General features: G+C 70.5%; 15 protein-coding genes, 3 tRNA genes and 1 pseudogene. 16 read left to right on the top strand and 3 right to left on the bottom strand.

Annotated elements, in window-relative coordinates; all coding sequences use genetic code 11:
* Both ACLBXP_RS14200 and ACLBXP_RS14205 read right to left on the bottom strand, forming a co-directional pair.
* Positions 1-305 (bottom strand): annotated as a pseudogene (locus ACLBXP_RS14200) (hypothetical protein); the annotation flags it as partial.
* A gap of 99 nt (positions 306-404) precedes the next feature.
* Positions 405-1,898, bottom strand: a complete 1,494-nt coding sequence (locus ACLBXP_RS14205) for a sigma-54-dependent transcriptional regulator (RefSeq protein ID WP_447668378.1) — start codon at positions 1,896-1,898, stop codon at positions 405-407.
* A 341-nt stretch (positions 1,899-2,239) separates the two neighbouring features.
* On the opposite strand from ACLBXP_RS14205, the gene ACLBXP_RS14210 reads away from it, so the two are divergent.
* From ACLBXP_RS14210 to ACLBXP_RS14260, 11 genes are all read left to right on the top strand, one after another.
* Complete coding sequence (locus tag ACLBXP_RS14210; protein ID WP_447668379.1) at positions 2,240-4,111, top strand: M3 family oligoendopeptidase; 1,872 nt, start codon at positions 2,240-2,242, stop codon at positions 4,109-4,111.
* A gap of 64 nt (positions 4,112-4,175) precedes the next feature.
* Positions 4,176-4,400, top strand: a complete 225-nt coding sequence (locus tag ACLBXP_RS14215; RefSeq protein WP_447668380.1) for an AbrB/MazE/SpoVT family DNA-binding domain-containing protein — start codon at positions 4,176-4,178, stop codon at positions 4,398-4,400.
* On the top strand, positions 4,397-4,780 hold the full coding sequence (locus tag ACLBXP_RS14220) for a type II toxin-antitoxin system death-on-curing family toxin (protein ID WP_447668381.1): 384 nt from the start codon (positions 4,397-4,399) through the stop codon (positions 4,778-4,780). Before ACLBXP_RS14215 ends, ACLBXP_RS14220 begins: the two co-directional genes overlap by 4 nt.
* A gap of 94 nt (positions 4,781-4,874) precedes the next feature.
* Positions 4,875-6,236 (top strand): ABC1 kinase family protein, encoded by a 1,362-nt coding sequence (locus ACLBXP_RS14225; protein ID WP_447668382.1) that lies wholly within the window; start codon positions 4,875-4,877, stop codon positions 6,234-6,236.
* Positions 6,237-6,381: 145 nt separating this feature from the next.
* The gene (locus tag ACLBXP_RS14230; RefSeq protein ID WP_447668383.1) at positions 6,382-6,678 is read left to right on the top strand and encodes an aa3-type cytochrome c oxidase subunit IV; all 297 of its coding nucleotides are present in this window, start codon (positions 6,382-6,384) and stop codon (positions 6,676-6,678) included.
* Between the two features lie 125 nt (positions 6,679-6,803).
* Complete coding sequence (locus tag ACLBXP_RS14235; protein WP_447668384.1) at positions 6,804-7,946, top strand: Re/Si-specific NAD(P)(+) transhydrogenase subunit alpha; 1,143 nt, start codon at positions 6,804-6,806, stop codon at positions 7,944-7,946.
* 18 nt (positions 7,947-7,964) lie between these two features.
* A complete protein-coding gene (locus ACLBXP_RS14240) occupies positions 7,965-8,414 on the top strand; it encodes a proton-translocating transhydrogenase family protein (protein WP_447668385.1) in 450 nt (149 codons plus the stop codon).
* Between the two features lie 4 nt (positions 8,415-8,418).
* Positions 8,419-9,816, top strand: coding sequence for an NAD(P)(+) transhydrogenase (Re/Si-specific) subunit beta (locus ACLBXP_RS14245; RefSeq protein ID WP_447668386.1), 1,398 nt, complete (start codon positions 8,419-8,421; stop codon positions 9,814-9,816).
* Between the two features lie 111 nt (positions 9,817-9,927).
* Positions 9,928-11,751 (top strand): single-stranded-DNA-specific exonuclease RecJ, encoded by a 1,824-nt coding sequence (recJ, locus tag ACLBXP_RS14250; RefSeq protein ID WP_447668387.1) that lies wholly within the window; start codon positions 9,928-9,930, stop codon positions 11,749-11,751.
* 106 nt (positions 11,752-11,857) lie between these two features.
* Positions 11,858-11,941: transfer RNA gene (locus tag ACLBXP_RS14255), tRNA-Tyr, on the top strand.
* 102 nt (positions 11,942-12,043) lie between these two features.
* Positions 12,044-12,117: transfer RNA gene (locus ACLBXP_RS14260), tRNA-Gly, on the top strand.
* A gap of 228 nt (positions 12,118-12,345) precedes the next feature.
* Here the strand turns inward: ACLBXP_RS14260 and ACLBXP_RS14265 are convergent.
* Positions 12,346-13,260: an outer membrane protein gene (locus tag ACLBXP_RS14265; RefSeq protein ID WP_447668388.1), complete on the bottom strand. Its 915-nt coding sequence runs from the start codon at positions 13,258-13,260 to the stop codon at positions 12,346-12,348.
* Between the two features lie 306 nt (positions 13,261-13,566).
* Here ACLBXP_RS14265 and tuf point away from each other — a divergent pair, with 306 nt between their 5' ends.
* From tuf to nusG, 5 genes are all read left to right on the top strand, one after another.
* Positions 13,567-14,757, top strand: coding sequence for an elongation factor Tu (tuf, locus tag ACLBXP_RS14270; protein ID WP_447668389.1), 1,191 nt, complete (start codon positions 13,567-13,569; stop codon positions 14,755-14,757).
* 182 nt (positions 14,758-14,939) lie between these two features.
* On the top strand, positions 14,940-15,848 hold the full coding sequence (locus ACLBXP_RS14275; RefSeq protein WP_447668390.1) for a DUF1444 family protein: 909 nt from the start codon (positions 14,940-14,942) through the stop codon (positions 15,846-15,848).
* 61 nt (positions 15,849-15,909) lie between these two features.
* A tRNA-Trp gene (locus ACLBXP_RS14280) sits at positions 15,910-15,986 on the top strand.
* Between the two features lie 167 nt (positions 15,987-16,153).
* Positions 16,154-16,450 carry a preprotein translocase subunit SecE gene (gene secE, locus ACLBXP_RS14285; protein ID WP_447668391.1) on the top strand — a complete coding sequence of 99 codons (297 nt, stop codon included), beginning with the start codon at positions 16,154-16,156 and terminating at the stop codon, positions 16,448-16,450.
* A gap of 64 nt (positions 16,451-16,514) precedes the next feature.
* Positions 16,515-17,048: a transcription termination/antitermination protein NusG gene (gene nusG, locus ACLBXP_RS14290; protein ID WP_447668392.1), complete on the top strand. Its 534-nt coding sequence runs from the start codon at positions 16,515-16,517 to the stop codon at positions 17,046-17,048.
* The last annotated feature ends 95 nt before the right edge of the window (positions 17,049-17,143 follow it).

The following is a 17,143-nucleotide window of genomic DNA, read 5'->3' on the forward strand; positions in this document are numbered from 1 at the left end:
GGAGCGAACCCCAGCCCCGCCACCCGGAAGGGACCAATGGGATCTGGTATGACCCGTCGCCTCAGCCCGTCCCGAGCCGCGGCGTCGGCGGCCGGCGCCGGACCCGTCTCCTCCGACCGGGCGCCGCCCGCGTCGGGGGCGGGCTCGTCGAGCGAGATCGTGCGGGCGCCGGCATCCGCGGGGGAAGCGGCCGCGGCGGGACCGGCAGCGCCGCCCTCCGCGCGGGCGCGGGGGGCCGGCACCAGGGCGGTGCCGGCGGCGAGCAGGGCCGCCAAGGCGGCGATACGCGAGCGCGAGACGCCCATGTCCGGTCCCTCCGGGAACTGGCCGCGCGGCGGCCAAACCCTTCGTATGATTATCGTCTCAAGCGCAGCCGTGCGCAATCGCACGGCGCGCGGGGCGCGTCAGGCGGCGGCGTCCTCGGACTTCTCGTCCCCGTCGAGGCCGAGGTCCTTGAGCTTGCGGTAGAGCGTCGATCGGCCGATTCCAAGGCGGCGGGACACCTCGGACATCCGGCCGCGGTAGAACTGCAGGGCGAAGCGGATGATCTCCGCCTCCAGGGCATCCATCGGCTTCATCTCGCCCGTGTCCTCCACCACGAGGGAGAGGGCGTGGGGATCGCGCACCTCGACGCGGACGATCTCGCGCACCGGCTCCGGCGCGTTGACGGCGACGATCGGCTGGCTCGGGGCCGGCGGGATGCGCACGTCGAAACCCTGCACCTGGGCGGCGATCTGCGGGAACTCCGCCACCGTCAGCTCGTCGCAGTCGGCGAGCACCACGGCCCGGAACAGGGCGTTCTCCAGCTGGCGCACGTTGCCGGGCCAGCCGTAGCGGGTCAGCAGCGCCATCGCCTCCGGGGTAATCGCCCGGATGCGCTTGCCCTCCTCCGCCGCGAAGCGGGCGCAGAACGAGCGGACGAGGTCCGGGATGTCCTCGCGGCGCGCCCGCAGGGGCGGCAGGGTCATCGGGAAGACGTTCAGGCGGTAGTAGAGGTCCTCGCGGAAGCGGCCCTGCTTCACGAGGTCGAGGAGCGAGCGGTTGGTCGCCGAGACGAGGCGGATGTCGACCCGCACGCTGCGCTTGCCGCCGACGGGGTCGACCTCGCCCTCCTGCAGGGCGCGGAGCAGCTTCACCTGGGCGTCGAGGGGCAATTCGCCGATCTCGTCGAGGAACAGGGTGCCGCCCGAGGCCTCGACGAACTTGCCGACGTGGCGCTCGGTGGCGCCCGTGAAGGCCCCCTTCTCGTGGCCGAACAGGGTGGATTCCACGAGGTTCTCGGGGATCGCCCCGCAATTGACCGTGACGAAGGGCTTGCCGCGCCGGTCGCCCGAGCCCTGGATCGCCCGGGCCAGCACCTCCTTGCCGACGCCCGACTCGCCCTCGATGAGGACCGGGATGTTCGACTTCGCGGAGCGCTCCGCGAGGCGGATCACCCGGTCCATGTCCGGGCTCTTCGAGGCGAGATCCTTGAAGGTCAGCGAACCCGAGGCGCGGCGGCGCATCCGCCGCACCTCCTCCTCGAGCTGGTCGACCCGCAGGGCGTTCTTGATCGAGACCTGCAGCCGCTCGGCGCCCGCGGGCTTCACCACGAAGTCGACGGCGCCCGCCCGCATGGCGGTCACCACCGTGTCGATCGAGCCGTTCGAGGTCTGCACGATCACGGGCGTGTCGAGGCCGCCCTTGCGCATCTCGGCGAGCACGCCGAGCCCGTCGAGGCCGCCCGGCATCACGAGGTCGAGGAGCACCACGTCGATGCCGCTCTCGGCCCGCAGCAGGGCGAGACCCTCCTCGCCGTTCTCGGCGACCCGGGCCTCGAAGCCGAAGCGGCGCACGGCGGCCTCGGCCAGGCGGCGCTGCACGGGATCGTCGTCGACGATGAGGACCGTTGTCGACATGCGGGCATCCCTCGAGGGCTCGGCGGCGCGATCCACCCGGCCCCGGGCCAAGGCCCCGGGCCGGCGCGGCCGGCTCACCTGTTTCGTTTCGATCCGCAGGGTGGCTGAAGAGCGTAAAGCCCCGCTTAACGACGCTGCCCGGTTTTCCTGGGCTGTGACCCCTTGTCCGCAGGGGCGGGGATCCATCGAATGCGCCAGCCGCCTCTGTTGATCGCGGGGTGGTCGCGCTCGATATGACGGGGTGCGGGGCGCGCGCCGGCGATCCGCGTGCGAAGGGTGCGGCTGGAGCGGCCGCGGGCGAAGGTGCGGCCGCCATGGCCGCGGGAAGGAAACTCAAATCCATGTCGAGCCGAGCCGCCGCGATGATCGAGCCCGCCCGCAGCGCGGAGGGAACGCAGGCGGCCCGGGCCGCCGCCCGCGCGGTCGACCTCGGCGTGCTGCCCGAGTGGGACCTCTCCGACCTCTATGCCGGGCTCGACGCGCCCGAGTTCCGCGACGACCTCGCCCGCGCCGAGGCCGCCTGCCGGGACTTCGCGACGCGCTACGCCGGCCGGATCGGCGCGCTGGCCACCGGCCCCGACGCCTCGGAGCGCCTCGGGGAGGCGGTGCGCGCCTACGAGGCGATCGAGGAGCTGCTCGGCAAGCTGATGTCCTACGCGGGCCTCGTCTACTCGGGCGACACCACCGACGAGCGCCGCGCGAAGTTCTACGGCGACACCCGCGAGCGCCTTACCGCCGCCTCCGGGGACCTGCTGTTCTTCGCCCTCGAGATGAACCGCGTCGAGGACGCGGCGATGGACGCGGCCATGGCCGGCGGCCCGCTCGCGCACTACGCCCCCTGGATCGAGGACCTGCGCCGGGAGAAGCCGTTCCAGCTCGAGGACCGGATCGAGAAGCTCTTCCTCGAGAAGTCGGTCACCGCCAACGCGGCCTGGGACCGGCTGTTCAACGAGACGATCGCCTCCTTACGCTTCACGGTGCGGGGGGAGCAGCTGACGCTGGAGCCCACCCTCAACAAGCTGCAGGACGCGGACGGGACGGTCCGGCAGGACGCGGCGGCCGCCCTGAGCGAAGTCTTCCGGGCGAACCTGCGCATCTTCACGCTGATCACCAACACGCTCGCCAAGGACAAGGAGATCTCGGACCGCTGGCGGGGCTTCAAGGACGTGGCGGATGCCCGCCACCTCGCCAACCGCGTCGAGCCCGAGGTGGTCGGCGCCCTCGTCGAGGCCGTGCAGGCCGCCTATCCGCGCCTGTCGCACCGCTACTATCGCCTCAAGGCCAAGTGGTTCGGCGTCGAGGCGCTGCCCTACTGGGACCGCAACGCCCCGCTCCCCCGCGTCGAGCAGCGGACCATCCCGTGGACCGAGGCCCGTGACACCGTGCTCGACGCCTACGGCGCCTTCTCGCCGGACATGGCGGCGATCGCCAAGCAGTTCTTCGACCGGCGCTGGATCGACGCCCCGACCCGCCCCGGCAAGGCGCCGGGCGCCTTCGCGCACCCGACCGTCCCCTCCGCGCACCCCTACGTGCTGGTGAACTACCAGGGCAAGCCGCGGGACGTCATGACGCTCGCCCACGAGCTCGGCCACGGCGTCCACCAGGTGCTGGCGGGGCCGAACGGCGCCCTGATGGCCCCGACGCCCCTCACGCTCGCCGAGACCGCGAGCGTCTTCGGCGAGATGCTCACCTTCCGGCGGCTCCTGGCCGCCACCACGGACACGATCCAGCGGCGCGCGATGCTCGCCGCCAAGGTCGAGGACATGATCAACACCGTGGTGCGCCAGATCGCCTTCTACGCCTTCGAGCGGAAGGTCCACCTCGCCCGCGCCGAGGGCGAGCTGACGGCGGAGCAGATCAACGCGCTCTGGATGTCGGTGCAGGCGGAGTCCCTCGGGCCGGCGATCCGGCTGGACGCCGGCTACGAGCCCTTCTGGGCCTACATCCCGCACTTCATCCACTCGCCCTTCTACGTCTACGCCTACGCGTTCGGGGACTGCCTCGTGAACTCGCTCTACGGCGTCTACGCGAGCGCGGAGGACGGCTTCGTCGACCGCTACTTCGCCCTGCTCTCCGCCGGCGGCTCGAAGCCCTACGGCGAGCTGCTCGCGCCCTTTGGCCTCGATGCCGGCGATCCCGGCTTCTGGCAAATCGGCCTGTCGATGATCGAGGGGATGATCGCCGAACTCGAGGCCATGGAGGGGCAGGGCTGAGCGCCCCTTGGTGCGGGCCCCGCGCGATGTTATACAGGACGTATAACAACCGGCGAGGCTCGCGATGAAACTGGAAGTTAAGAAGATCGGCAACTCGACCGGTCTGATCATGCCGCGGGAGTTGCTGACGAAGCTCAATCTCCAGCAGGGCCAGTGGCTCCACGTGACCGAGCTGCCGGACGGCGGCGTGCGCCTGACGCCCTACGACCCGGACTTCGACCAAGCGATGGCCGCGGTCGAGGAGATCATGGAGGAGTACAAGGACACGCTCCGGGTCCTCGCCCAATGAGCGAGCCACGCTGGCTGACCCTTCAGGAGGTCACCGTCGCGCACGAAAAGCAGCTCAAGCGCTTCGGCGGCCCCCCCGGCATCCGCGACGCGAACGCCCTCGGTTCGGCGCTTGAACGACCCGTCAACCGCTGGCGATACGAGGAGGGCGACCTCGCCGCCCTCGCGGCCGCCTACGCGTTCGGTCTCGCGCGCAACCACGCCTTCGTGGACGGGAACAAGCGCATCGCCTTCGTGGCGATGATGCTGTTTCTGCGCCTGAACGACGTCGCCTTCCGGCCGGACCCGGCCCAAGCCACGGCCATCATCCTCAGCCTCACAGCGGGCGAGATCGACGAAGCCGGCCTCACCCGCTGGATCCGGGACAACTGGCCGGCTTGAGCCCGAAGGCAGGCCGCGGCGCCGCGCCCCAGCGCCCTGGTGCGGGGCCGGGCGCGGCTTATCTGCTGACGGAGCCCCGACAGAGTCCTGCCCCATGTCCGAGACCGACCGCGAAGCGAACCGCTTCACCGCCCGCGCGAGCCGCTACGCCCGGGTCGGCGCCAACGTGGGCGGCGTCGCCGCCCGGATGGCCGGCGCGCGGCTGTTCGGCAAGGAGGGCACCACCAACGCCGCCGCCCTCGCGCAGGCGCTGGGCGGGCTGAAGGGCCCGATCATGAAGGTGGCGCAGCTCCTCGCCACCGTGCCGGACCTGCTGCCGCCCGAGTACGCCGCCGAGCTGCAGAAGCTCCAGGCGGACGCGCCCCCCATGGGCGCGGCCTTCGTGAAGCGGCGGATGATGGCGGAGCTCGGGGCCGACTGGCAGACCCGGTTCGCGGCCTTCGACCTGAAGCCCGCCGCGGCCGCTTCGCTCGGCCAGGTCCACAGGGCGAAATCCCTGGACGGCCAGGACCTTGCCTGCAAGCTTCAATACCCCGACATGCAATCGGCCGTGGAGGCGGACCTCAAGCAGCTCGGCGCAGCCTTCGCGCTCCACCGCCGCATGAACTCCTGGCTCGATACCCGTGAGATCGCTAAGGAAATCGGCGACCGGGTGCGGGAGGAACTGGACTACGCCCGCGAGGCGAAGCACGCCGCGCTCTATGGTGCGGTCCTACGCGACATCGAGGCTGTCCGGGTGCCGAGCGTGCACACGGACCTCTCTACGCGGCGCCTCCTCACCCTCGGCTGGCTCGACGGCGAGCGCATCCTCAGCTTCTCGGACGAGCCGGTCGAGATCCGCAACCGCATCGCCCAGGCGATGTTCAAGGCGTGGTGGCACCCCTTCAGCCGCGCCGCGGTCATCCACGGCGACCCCCACCTCGGCAACTACACCGTCTTCACCGAGGGCGGCGAGGCCCAGGGCATCAACCTCCTCGACTATGGCTGCGTGCGCATCTTCCATCCACGCTTCGTGGGCGGCGTGGTCGACCTCTACCGCGGGCTCCTCACCGGCGACGAGCCGCGCATCGTCCACGCCTACGAGGTGTGGGGCTTCAAGAACCTCAATCGCGAGTTGATCGAGATCCTCAACATCTGGGCGCGCTTCATCTACGGGCCCCTCCTGGAGGACCGCACCCGCACGGTGGCGGACGGCGTGAAGCCCGGGGAGTACGGAAGGCGGCAGGCCTTCGAGGTGCACCAGGCCCTGAAGGAGCGCGGCCCCGTGACGGTGCCGCAGGAATTCGTCTTCATGGACCGGGCGGCGGTCGGGCTCGGGGCGGTGTTCCTGCACCTGCGCTCGGAGCTGAATTATCACCGGCTGTTCGAGGCCGAGATCGAGAGCTTCTCGCTCGACGCGCTGGCCGCCCGGCAGGCCGAGGCGCTGTCGGCCGTGGAGCTGCCGCAGCCGGCCTGAAATGGGCGCGGCCGTCCCGGCGCGCGGCCGCGCGCAATTCGGTTGAGCGCAGGCAGGCGGCGGGCCGTTGCCGATTGCGACACGGCAATGCTTGCGTTAAATCCGCTCGACCTCAATGAGATGACGTCTAGGGAACGAGCGCGCGATGGCCGAGACGAAGACCGTATCCTCTGGGGTGCCCTACAGCCCGGCGATGGACGGCAGCACCCACGAGCAGACCTATCGGGGCTTCGTTCGGTTCGTTGAGATCGCGACCGGCGTGGTGATCTGCTGGGTCCTCGCCCTCGCCGTCGGCGGCGTCCGCGAGGCCTGGATCACCGCGATCGTCGGCGTGGTGCTGTCGGCCGGCGCCGGCACCCTGGGCGCGCTCTCGCCGAGCATCGGCTGGAAGGCCCCCTTCGTTGTCGGCGTGCTCCTCGCGCTCTATCTCGCCTTCGCCTGAGCTTCCGGCCTCACCGACCGGGAGTTACATTTAGACCGTTTCCATCAGCCCAACCGGATCGCCTGCCTCGAAAAGTCGTGGGACTTCGCGCATTCGGTTGCGGTCAATCGATAGGGGGTTCCCGCATGCGCATCGCTGTGCTGTCGGAGGTCGATGCCGCGGAGCCGCGGGTGGCGGCGGTGCCGGAAACGGTCAAGAAGTTCATGGCCCTCGGGGCCGACGTCGTGGTCCAGTCCGGAGCCGGGCTGAAGGCCGGCGTTCCGGACAGCGAGTACGAGGCCGTGGGCGCGACGCTCGCCGCCTCGGCCGAGGAAGCGGCCCGCGACGCCGACCTCGTGCTCAAGGTGCGCCGCCCGGCGGCCGAGGAGCTGAAGCTCCTCAAGCCCGGCACGGTCGTGGTCGCCATCATGGACCCCTACGGCCACGAGGCCGAGCTCCAGGCCATGGCCGAGGCGGGTGTCTCCGCCTTCGCCATGGAGCTGATGCCCCGCATCACCCGCGCGCAGGTGATGGACGTTCTCTCCTCCCAGGCGAACCTCGCGGGCTACCGCGCCGTGGTCGACGGCGCTTCCGAATACGGTCGCTCGATGCCCATGATGATGACGGCGGCCGGCACAGTGCCGGCGGCCCGCGTCTTCGTGATGGGCGTCGGCGTCGCCGGTCTCCAGGCCATCGCCACCGCCCGCCGCATGGGCGCCGTCGTGACCGCCACGGACGTGCGGCCCGCCACCAAGGAGCAGGTCGAGTCCCTCGGCGCCAAGTTCGTGGCCGTCGAGGACGACGAGTTCAAGCAGGCCGAGACCTCGGGCGGCTACGCCAAGGAGATGTCGGCCGAGTACCAGGCGAAGCAGGCCGAACTCGTGAAGGGCCACATCGCCAAGCAGGACATCGTCATCACCACGGCGCTGATCCCGGGCCGCCCCGCCCCGAAGCTCGTCTCCGAGGAGATGGTCGCCTCGATGAAGCCGGGCTCGGTCCTCATCGACCTGGCGGTCGAGCGCGGCGGCAACGTCGCGGGTGCCAAGGCGGGCGAGATCGTCACCACGGACAAGGGCGTGAAGATCGTCGGCCACCTCAACGTGCCGGGCCGGCTCGCCGCCACGGCCTCCAGCCTCTACGCGCGCAACCTCTACGCCTTCCTGGAGACCCTGATCGACAAGGAGACGAAGGCGCTCGCGATCAAGTGGGACGACGAACTCGTCAAGGCGACGAACCTCACCCGCGACGGGTCGGTGGTGCACGCCTCCTTCCAGCCCAAAGCAGCCTGATCAGGGGGACGACAACCGATGGCTACCCTTCCCGCTGACCAGGCGGCCGACCAGACCCGCGTGCTCGCGGACACGGCCCGCGCCGCCGCCGCCGCCGCCCGCAACGCCGCCGACCAGGCCCAGTCGATCGCCGACGGCCTCGGCCACGGCGTCGCCGCCGCCACGCACGGCGCCGTCGACCCCACCGTGTTCCGCCTCGCGATCTTCGTGCTCGCGATCTTCGTGGGCTACTACGTGGTCTGGTCGGTGACGCCGGCCCTGCACACGCCGCTGATGTCGGTCACCAACGCGATCTCGTCGGTGATCATCGTCGGCGCGATCCTCGCCGCCGGCGTGCCCCTCGTGGAGCACGGCACCGGCTGGGCGCGGTTCTTCGGCTTCATCGCCATCATCCTCGCCAGCGTGAACATCTTCGGCGGCTTCCTGGTCACCCAGCGCATGCTCGGCATGTACAAGAAGAAGGGCTGAGGCGATGTCCGAGAACGTCTCGTCCCTTCTCTACATCGTCTCCGGCGTCCTGTTCATCATGGCGCTGCGGGGGCTCTCCCACCCCACGACCTCCCGGCAGGGCAACCTGTACGGCATGATCGGCATGGGGCTGGCGATCCTGACGACCCTGGTCGGCCATCCGCCGGCCGGCTTCGGCGCCTGGATCCTGGTGCTGCTCGGCCTCGGCATCGGCGGCGGCGCCGGCGCGGTGATCGCCAAGCGCGTGCCGATGACGGCGATGCCGCAGCTGGTCGCCGCCTTCCACTCCCTGGTCGGCCTCGCGGCCGTGGCGGTGGCGGCCGGCGCTCTCTACGCCCCGCAGGCCTTCGGCATCGTCGAGGGCGGCCACATCCACGGGCAGTCCCTGTTCGAGATGGGCCTCGGCGTGGCCATCGGCGCCATCACCTTCACGGGCTCGGTCATCGCCTTCGCCAAGCTCGACGGGCGCATGTCCGGCAAGCCGATCATCCTGCCCCAGCGCCATGCCATCAACATCGCGCTAGCCATCGCCCTCGTCGCGCTGCTCGCGATCTTCATCGGCACCGAGAGCAAGGCGGCGTTCTGGCTGATCGTGCTCGTGTCGCTGGTGCTCGGCGGCCTGCTCATCATCCCGATCGGCGGCGCCGACATGCCCGTCGTCGTGTCGATGCTGAACTCCTACTCGGGCTGGGCCGCGGCCGGCATCGGCTTCACCCTCGGCAACCTCGCGCTGATCATCACCGGCTCGCTGGTCGGCTCCTCGGGCGCGATCCTGTCCTACATCATGTGCCACGCGATGAACCGCTCGTTCATCTCGGTCATCCTCGGCGGCTTCGGCGGCGACACCGCCGCGGCCGGCGGCGGCGAGGTCGAGACGCGGCCCGTCAAGCAGGGCTCGGCGGACGATGCGGCCTACATCATGAAGAACGCCGAGCGCGTCATCATCGTGCCGGGCTACGGCATGGCGGTCGCGCAGGCGCAGCACAGCCTGCGCGAGATGGCCGACCTCCTCAAGAAGGAGGGTGTGGACGTGAAGTACGCCATCCATCCGGTGGCGGGCCGCATGCCGGGCCACATGAACGTGCTGCTCGCCGAGGCCAACGTGCCCTACGACGAGGTGTTCGAGCTCGAGGACATCAACGGCGAGTTCCCGCAGGCCGACGTCGCCTTCGTGATCGGCGCCAACGACGTCACGAACCCGGCCGCCAAGACCGACAAGGCCTCGCCGATCTACGGCATGCCGATCCTCGACGTCGAGAAGGCCAAGACCGTGCTGTTCATCAAGCGCGGCATGGGCTCCGGCTACGCGGGCGTCGAGAACGAGGTGTTCTTCCGCGACAACACCATGATGCTGTTCGGCGACGCCAAGAAGGTCGTGGACTCGATCCTCAAGAACCTCTGACGGTCCGCAAATCGGTCCGGCCGCGGGGCGGGCGCTCGGAGCGCCCGCCCCCACGCGTTTTGGGGCCGAGGCGTCGCAGCCGCGCCGCAGCGCGGGCCGCCGGATGCGGCTATGGTGGCCCCCGTGTCCGCCGCTGCCGCCATGCCCGACCCGCGCGCCTTCCTCGACGTCACCGCCTCGATCCTCGGGCGGCCCTGGCGCGCGCGCTGCGAGGCTCCCGCCATCCAGGCCCACGCGGCAGTGATGACGCAGGCCCACGGCCTGCCGGACCTGCTCGCGCGCGTGCTCGCCGGGCGCGGCGTCCTGCCGGTCGAGGCGGAGGCCTACCTTCGCCCGCGCCTGCGCGACCTGATGCCGGACCCGGACTGCCTCCTCGACATGGAGGCGGCGACCCGGCGCCTCGCCCGCGCGGTGCGCCACGGCGAGACCGTGGCGATCTTCGGCGACTACGACGTCGACGGCGCCGCGAGCGCCGCCCTGATGGCGGGCTACCTGCGCGATCTCGGGGTGCCGGTGCGCATCCATATCCCCGACCGGATCACGGAGGGCTACGGCCCCAATGCCGAGGCCGTGCGGGCCCTCGCCGAGGGGGGCGCGAGCCTCCTCGTCACCGTCGATTGCGGCACGGCCGGCCACGGCCCGCTGGAGGTCGCCCAGAAGATCGGCCTCGACGTCGTGGTGCTCGATCATCACGGCGCGCCCGAGCAGCTGCCGCCGGCCCGCGCCGTGGTGAACCCGAACCGGCTCGACGACCTGTCGGGCCTCGGCCACCTCTGCGCGGCGGGGATCGTCTTCCTGACCCTCGTCGCCCTCAACCGCACCCTGCGCCGGGAGCGCTTCTTCCAGGACCGCCGCGAACCCGTCCTCACCGACGCCCTCGATCTCGTGGCGCTCGCCACCGTGGCCGACGTGGTGCCTTTGGTCGGCCTCAACCGGGCCTTCGTGGTCCAGGGCCTCGCGGTGATGCGCGGGCGGGGGCGGCGAGGCCTCGCGGCCCTCCTCGATGCGGCGGCGCTGAGCGAGGCCCCGGAGGCCTGGCACCTCGGCTACCTGCTCGGGCCCCGCATCAACGCGGGCGGGCGCATCGGCGATGCCGGGCTCGGTGCCCGCCTGCTCACCACGGATGACCCGGGCGAGGCGGCCCGCATCGCGGCGGAGCTCGACCGGCTCAACCGGGAGCGGCAGGCCATCGAGGCGCTGGCTGTGGCCGAGGCCGAGGCGGAGATGGACCGCGCCCTCGCCGACGACCCGGATCGCCCGATCCTCGTCGCGGCCTCGACCGAGTGGCACCCCGGGATCGTCGGGCTGATCGCCGCGCGCCTCAAGGAGCGGTTCGGCCGCCCCGCCTTCGCGTTCGCGCAGCGGCCGGACGGCACCGCGACCGGCTCGGGCCGCTCGATCCTCGGCGTCGACCTCGGCCAGGCGGTGCGCCTCGGCGTCGAGACCGGCCTCGCCCTGAAGGGCGGCGGCCACGCCATGGCGGCGGGCGCCACCCTGGGGGAGGGCGGCCTCGCGGCCTTCGAGCGGCACCTGCGCGATATCCTCGCCCCGGCGGTGGGCGCCGCGCGGGCCGTCGACGCCCTGCTGGTCGACGGCAGCCTCAGCGCCGGCGGAGCGACCGCGGAGACCGTCCGCCTGATCCAGCGCGCCGGTCCCTTCGGCCAGGGGGCGCCGGAGCCCGTCTTCGCCCTGCCGCGCCATCGCGTGGTCGATGCGGGCGTGGTCGGCAATGGGCACGTCCGCGCCCGCCTGCGCAGCCGCGACGGGCAGGCCCTCGGGGCGATCAGCTTCCGGGCGGCGCAAGGGCCCCTCGGCCGCGCTCTTCTGGAGGGTATCGGCCGCGAGTTCCACGTGGCCGGCACGCTCGCCTGCGACCGCTGGCGCGGGGCGGAGCGCGCCCAGCTCCGCATCTGCGACCTCGCGCCCACGAGCTGAAGAACGGTGGGGCGAGAGGGCAGGGAGCAGTGGGAATCTCGCCGGTTGACACCCGCCTCCCCCCTCACCATAAGGACGTCGCGCGGCCCGGCGGGCCACGCTGTTTGGGGGAATGTCCCGAGCGGCAAAGGGGGCGGACTGTAAATCCGCTGCGTAAGCTTCGTAGGTTCGAGTCCTACTTCCCCCACCAAGCATCCATCCTCGCACGAACCTCCCGGCGGTCGTCCCGACCGAACGATGTCGTGCGCGGCGCCTTCTCAAGGCGACGGGGCCGTGCTATCCGGCGGCCCACGCGGGTGTAGCTCAATGGTAGAGCAGCAGCCTTCCAAGCTGAATACGAGGGTTCGATTCCCTTCACCCGCTCCACGCCTCCTCGCCCCTGCGGCGTCCCCCGAGGCTGATCGGCACTCCGGCATACCTTCCGTCGAATAGTCCGCCCCCTCGGCGCCCGTGACGCCCGCGCAGGCACGTGGGGTCGCGTCCGCGCGTCCGGATCCCCCCTGCGGGTCTTGCGAGAAGCAAGAAGGGCGGCCACCCGGCAGGGTGACCGCCCTCTCATGAAGCGACCGGGTCCGCGCGGGACCCGGCAGCGTCTCAGAAGCCGCCGAACTTGTAGTTCAGGCCGGCCTTGATGATGTCGCCCTCGGTGCGGAAGCGGGTCGTGTAGGAGCCGTTCGCCGTGGCGACGAACTGGGCGCCCGTCGACGGGTTGATGCTGCTCACGAGCACGTTGCGGCTGCCGAGGTCGTAGTGCAGGTACTCGGCCTTGAAGGTGACCGCCTCGGACTTGATGCCGAGGTACTTGCCGATGCTGAAGACGTTCAGGAAGCTGTCGGTCGGGATGGCGTACTCGATGCCGCCGCCGTAGGCGTAGCCGGTCTCGAGATCGTCGTAGCGGCCCGCGTAGGCGAGCGGGAAGCCGGCCGCGGCGTTGTTGCTGAGGAAGCGGGCATCGTAGAACACGTTGCCGTAGGCGAAGCCGCCGGTCCCGTACACCAGGAAGCGGTCGAAGGCGTAGCCGACGCGGCCCGTGGCGGTGCCGAGCCAGTCGAGGCTCTGGCGGTAGACGCTCGGATCATTGAGGCCGCTGATGTAGGTGCGGCCGCGGGTCAGGTCCGTCCAGGTCCAGGAGGCCTCGACGCCGACCACGATGCCGGAGCCCGGCGTGAACTGGTAGTTGTAGCCGATGTTACCGCCGATGCGGCCGACCTTGTCGGTCTCGGCGCTGAAGGACGGCGCGCGGCGGCCGAGCGCGACGTTGGAGACCGTGTTGGTGAAGTTCGGGGCCAGCAGCGGGCCGGCGCCGGCGCCGTTGTTGCCGACGGTGCGGATCGCGCCGTTGTCGGTGATGCCGTAGGACGCGTAGGTACCCGCGTAGAAGCCGGTCCAGGTGAAGACCGGGATGGGCGTGAAGACCGGCGGCGCGGCGCGGCGCGGCAGGTCGGCGGCGGAGGCCGCACCGGCGAGGACGGCCGTGGCGGCGCCCGCGAGAAGAATCTGCCTGATCATGATGATGTCCCGAGGTTCCCCGTCAGCTATCGTAAGCTGTACCCAGTTAAGCTGGCGGCCTCCTCATCAGCTATGCCCGTCGTGCCACACTCTGGACAGAATGCGGCCCGCCCGGGGGCCTTCCGCCGATTTTTTTCCCTGCCTCGGCCGGGGCGATGCAGGTCGGCGCGCCGCGGCCGGCCGGGCGCCCCTTGATCAAAGGACGGCGAGCCTCTAAGCGATCCGCGCTTTTCGCCCGGCTCGACGACCGTGAGGGCGACCGTTCGGGCGCGCGGGCGCGCACCCTGCTTCTTGGGAAGTGAGACGATGGCCAAAGAGAAGTTTTCGCGCACGAAGCCGCACTGCAACATTGGGACGATCGGCCACGTCGACCACGGCAAGACGTCGCTGACGGCGGCGATCACGAAGGTGCTGGCGGAGTCGGGTGGCGCGACGTTCACGGCCTACGACCAGATCGACAAGGCGCCGGAGGAGAAGGCGCGCGGGATCACCATCTCGACGGCGCACGTGGAGTACGAGACGCAGAACCGCCACTACGCGCACGTGGACTGCCCCGGCCACGCCGACTACGTGAAGAACATGATCACGGGTGCGGCGCAGATGGACGGGGCGATCCTGGTGGTCTCGGCCGCCGACGGCCCGATGCCGCAGACGCGCGAGCACATCCTGCTGGCCCGCCAGGTGGGCGTGCCGGCGCTGGTGGTGTTCCTCAACAAGGTCGACATGGTCGACGACGAGGAGCTCCTGGAGCTGGTCGAGCTCGAGGTGCGCGAGCTTCTCTCGAAGTACGACTTCCCCGGTGACGACATCCCGATCACCAAGGGCTCGGCCCTGATGGCGCTCGAGGACAAGGAGCCGAAGATCGGCCGCGAGGCGGTGCTGGCGCTGATGGCGACGGTGGACGAGTACATCCCGCAGCCGGAGCGTCCGATCGACCTGCCGTTCCTGATGCCGATCGAGGACGTGTTCTCGATCTCGGGGCGCGGCACGGTGGTGACGGGTCGCGTGGAGCGCGGCATCGTGAAGGTCGGCGAGACGGTGGAGATCGTCGGGATCCGGGCGACCACGACGACGACGGTGACGGGCGTGGAGATGTTCCGCAAGCTGCTCGACCAGGGCCAGGCTGGCGACAACGTGGGCGTCCTGCTGCGCGGCACGAAGCGCGAAGACGTGGAGCGGGGCCAGGTGGTGTGCAAGCCGGGCTCGGTGAAGCCGCACACTAAGTTCAAGGCCGAGGCCTACATCCTGACCAAGGAGGAGGGCGGTCGCCACACGCCGTTCTTCACCAACTACCGGCCGCAGTTCTACTTCCGCACCACCGACGTGACGGGCGTGTGCACGCTGCCGGAGGGCACCGAGATGGTGATGCCGGGCGACAACGTCACCATGGACGTCGCCCTGATCGTGCCGGTCGCCATGGAGGAGAAGCTGCGCTTCGCCATCCGCGAGGGCGGACGCACCGTCGGAGCTGGCGTCGTCGCAGCCATCGTCGAGTAGGATCGGGGCGCGGGTGAGAATACACCCGCGACGCGATCTGACCTGACATCACTACGCGCTCGACTTGCATTAATCGCTGCAAGGGTGCGTTTTATCAATCCTTCGCCGGCCCTCGTCTTGACGAGGCGCCGGCGAAATTGTCTTCCTGCTTCGTCGCCGATCGACGGGGGTGCAGGATGGTGGTGAACGCTCCGGCCGCGCGGCCGTCCCGTCGCAGCATCCTGGGGTTCGGGCTGGGGTTCGGGCTCGGCCTCCTCCTGCCGGCCGCGGCGCGGGCCGACGCGCTGACGGATGGCCGCTTCCACCGCGAGGTCGCGGGGATCCTCCGGGCCGTGCGGCCCGACGCGCGGATCATCCCCGATCCGGACCCGCTGCAGATCCGCATCGATCGCCAGACCCTGTACCTTGGCGACCTGTACAAGACGGTCGAGGGCCTGGCTCCCGCCGACCGGCGCAGGACGATCGAGACGCACCTGACGCGCGCCCTCGCGGCCGCCTGCGGACCGCGCTGCGGCGGCGAGGGTCCGAGCTTCGCCGAGGCCAAGGCGCGCCTGCGCATCCAGCTCTCGTCGAAGGCGGCACTCGGCGGGACCGACTTGCTGGTGCATCGGCCCTTCTCCGACCAGCTGGCGGTCACCTACGTCCTCGACGACAAGGACCGCTATCAGTACGTGACCCGGGCGATGTTCGAGGATTGGGGCATCGAGGCCGCCGCCCTCGAAGGACAGGCGAGCGCCAACCTCGAGACGGCCTCCGCCGATGCGGACATCTCCCTCGCCGTGGCGGACGGTGTGCCGGTCCTCGCCATGGTGATGACGGGCGACGGCTACGACGCCGCCCGCCTCCTCCTGCCGGGCTACCTGGGCTCATTGCGCAGGGCCCTCAAGGCGGATGCGCTGACCGTCGCGGCCCCGACGCGGGACCTTCTCATGGCGTGGCCGGCGGACAGCCCGGCCCGGGCAGCCTTCGCGGCGGACGTGCGGGCGCAGATGCGGCGGGGTCCCTACGGCCGCAGCGACGAGCTGTTCCGCTCCGACGCCGCCGGCCTGCGCCCCCTCGCCGGGCGCGAGCTCACCGACCACGGGCGGTGAGGACCGCGCGGCCCGCACCTCTTGCGCCTCGCGCCGCGATGGGGCATGGAGCGTGGCGCCTAGGAGTGTAGCTCAACTGGTCAGAGCGCCGGTCTCCAAAACCGGAGGTTGCGGGTTCGAGTCCCTCCACTCCTGCCAGTTCATTCCCGGCCTGCTCCTCCGCTCCGTCCCGCGTCGACGCCCTGTCGACAAGGCGTCCGACTTGCGCTAGAGCGGGCGCATTCCGAGATCCTCGAAGGTTGCCGGTGCGGGTCCTGCCCGACACCGGACTGCCTCATTCTCGGACAGACGCGGTCCCCGACGCCATGGCATCGAACGAAGCGACGAAGAAACTGGACGTGACGCGCGGCGCCCCGCGCGGAGCGTCGACGCCGACGCCGCCGCGTCAGACGCCGCCGGCACGCCCCGCGCAGAAGCGCGTCGGCCCCATGGAGTTCCTCGCGCAGGTCCGGGACGAGGGCCGCAAGGTCACCTGGCCGACCCGCAAGGAGACCACGGTCACAACCATCATGGTGTTCATCATGGTGGTGCTCGCGAGCCTGTTCTTCACCGTGGTGGATCAGGCCCTGCGCTACCTCGTCGGCCTGATCCTCGGGGTCTGAAGTCTCGCAAAGATTGGTGCGGGCCGCCTCGGCGGCGCGCGGACGTCCGGAGTTGAACTGAGCCGTGTCGAAGCGCTGGTACATCGTCCACGCCTACTCGAACTTCGAGAACAAGGTCGCCCAGTCCATCAAGGATCAGGCGGCGCAGCGCGGACTCCTGGAGCTCTTCGACGAGGTCATGGTCCCGACCGAGAAGGTCGTGGAGGTGCGCCGCGGCCGCAAGGTCGATGCCGAGCGCAAGTTCTTCCCCGGCTACGTCCTGGTGAAGTGTGACCTCACCGACGAGGTCTACCACCTCATCAAGAACACCCCGAAAGTCACGGGCTTCCTCGGAGCCGACAAGTCGAAGCCGGTTCCGATCCCGGATGCCGAGGCCGAGCGCATCAAGGGTCAGGTCGCCGAGGGCGTCGACCGGCCGAAGCCGTCGATCTCCTTCGAGATCGGCGAGACGGTGCGGGTCGCCGACGGCCCCTTCGCGAGCTTCAACGGCACCGTCGAGGAGATCGACGAGAGCCGTTCGCGCCTCAAGGTCGCCGTGTCGATCTTCGGGCGCGCCACTCCGGTGGAACTCGAATACGCGCAGGTCGAGAAGGCCTGAACGTAGAGCGAGTAGGGAGTAGCGAATAGCGCGTAGCGGGCGTCTCCGCAGGCTCCGGCCGTCATGCCGGGCTCGGCAGCCCTATTCGCTATTCG

The organism is Methylobacterium sp. A54F (assembly GCF_053346035.1).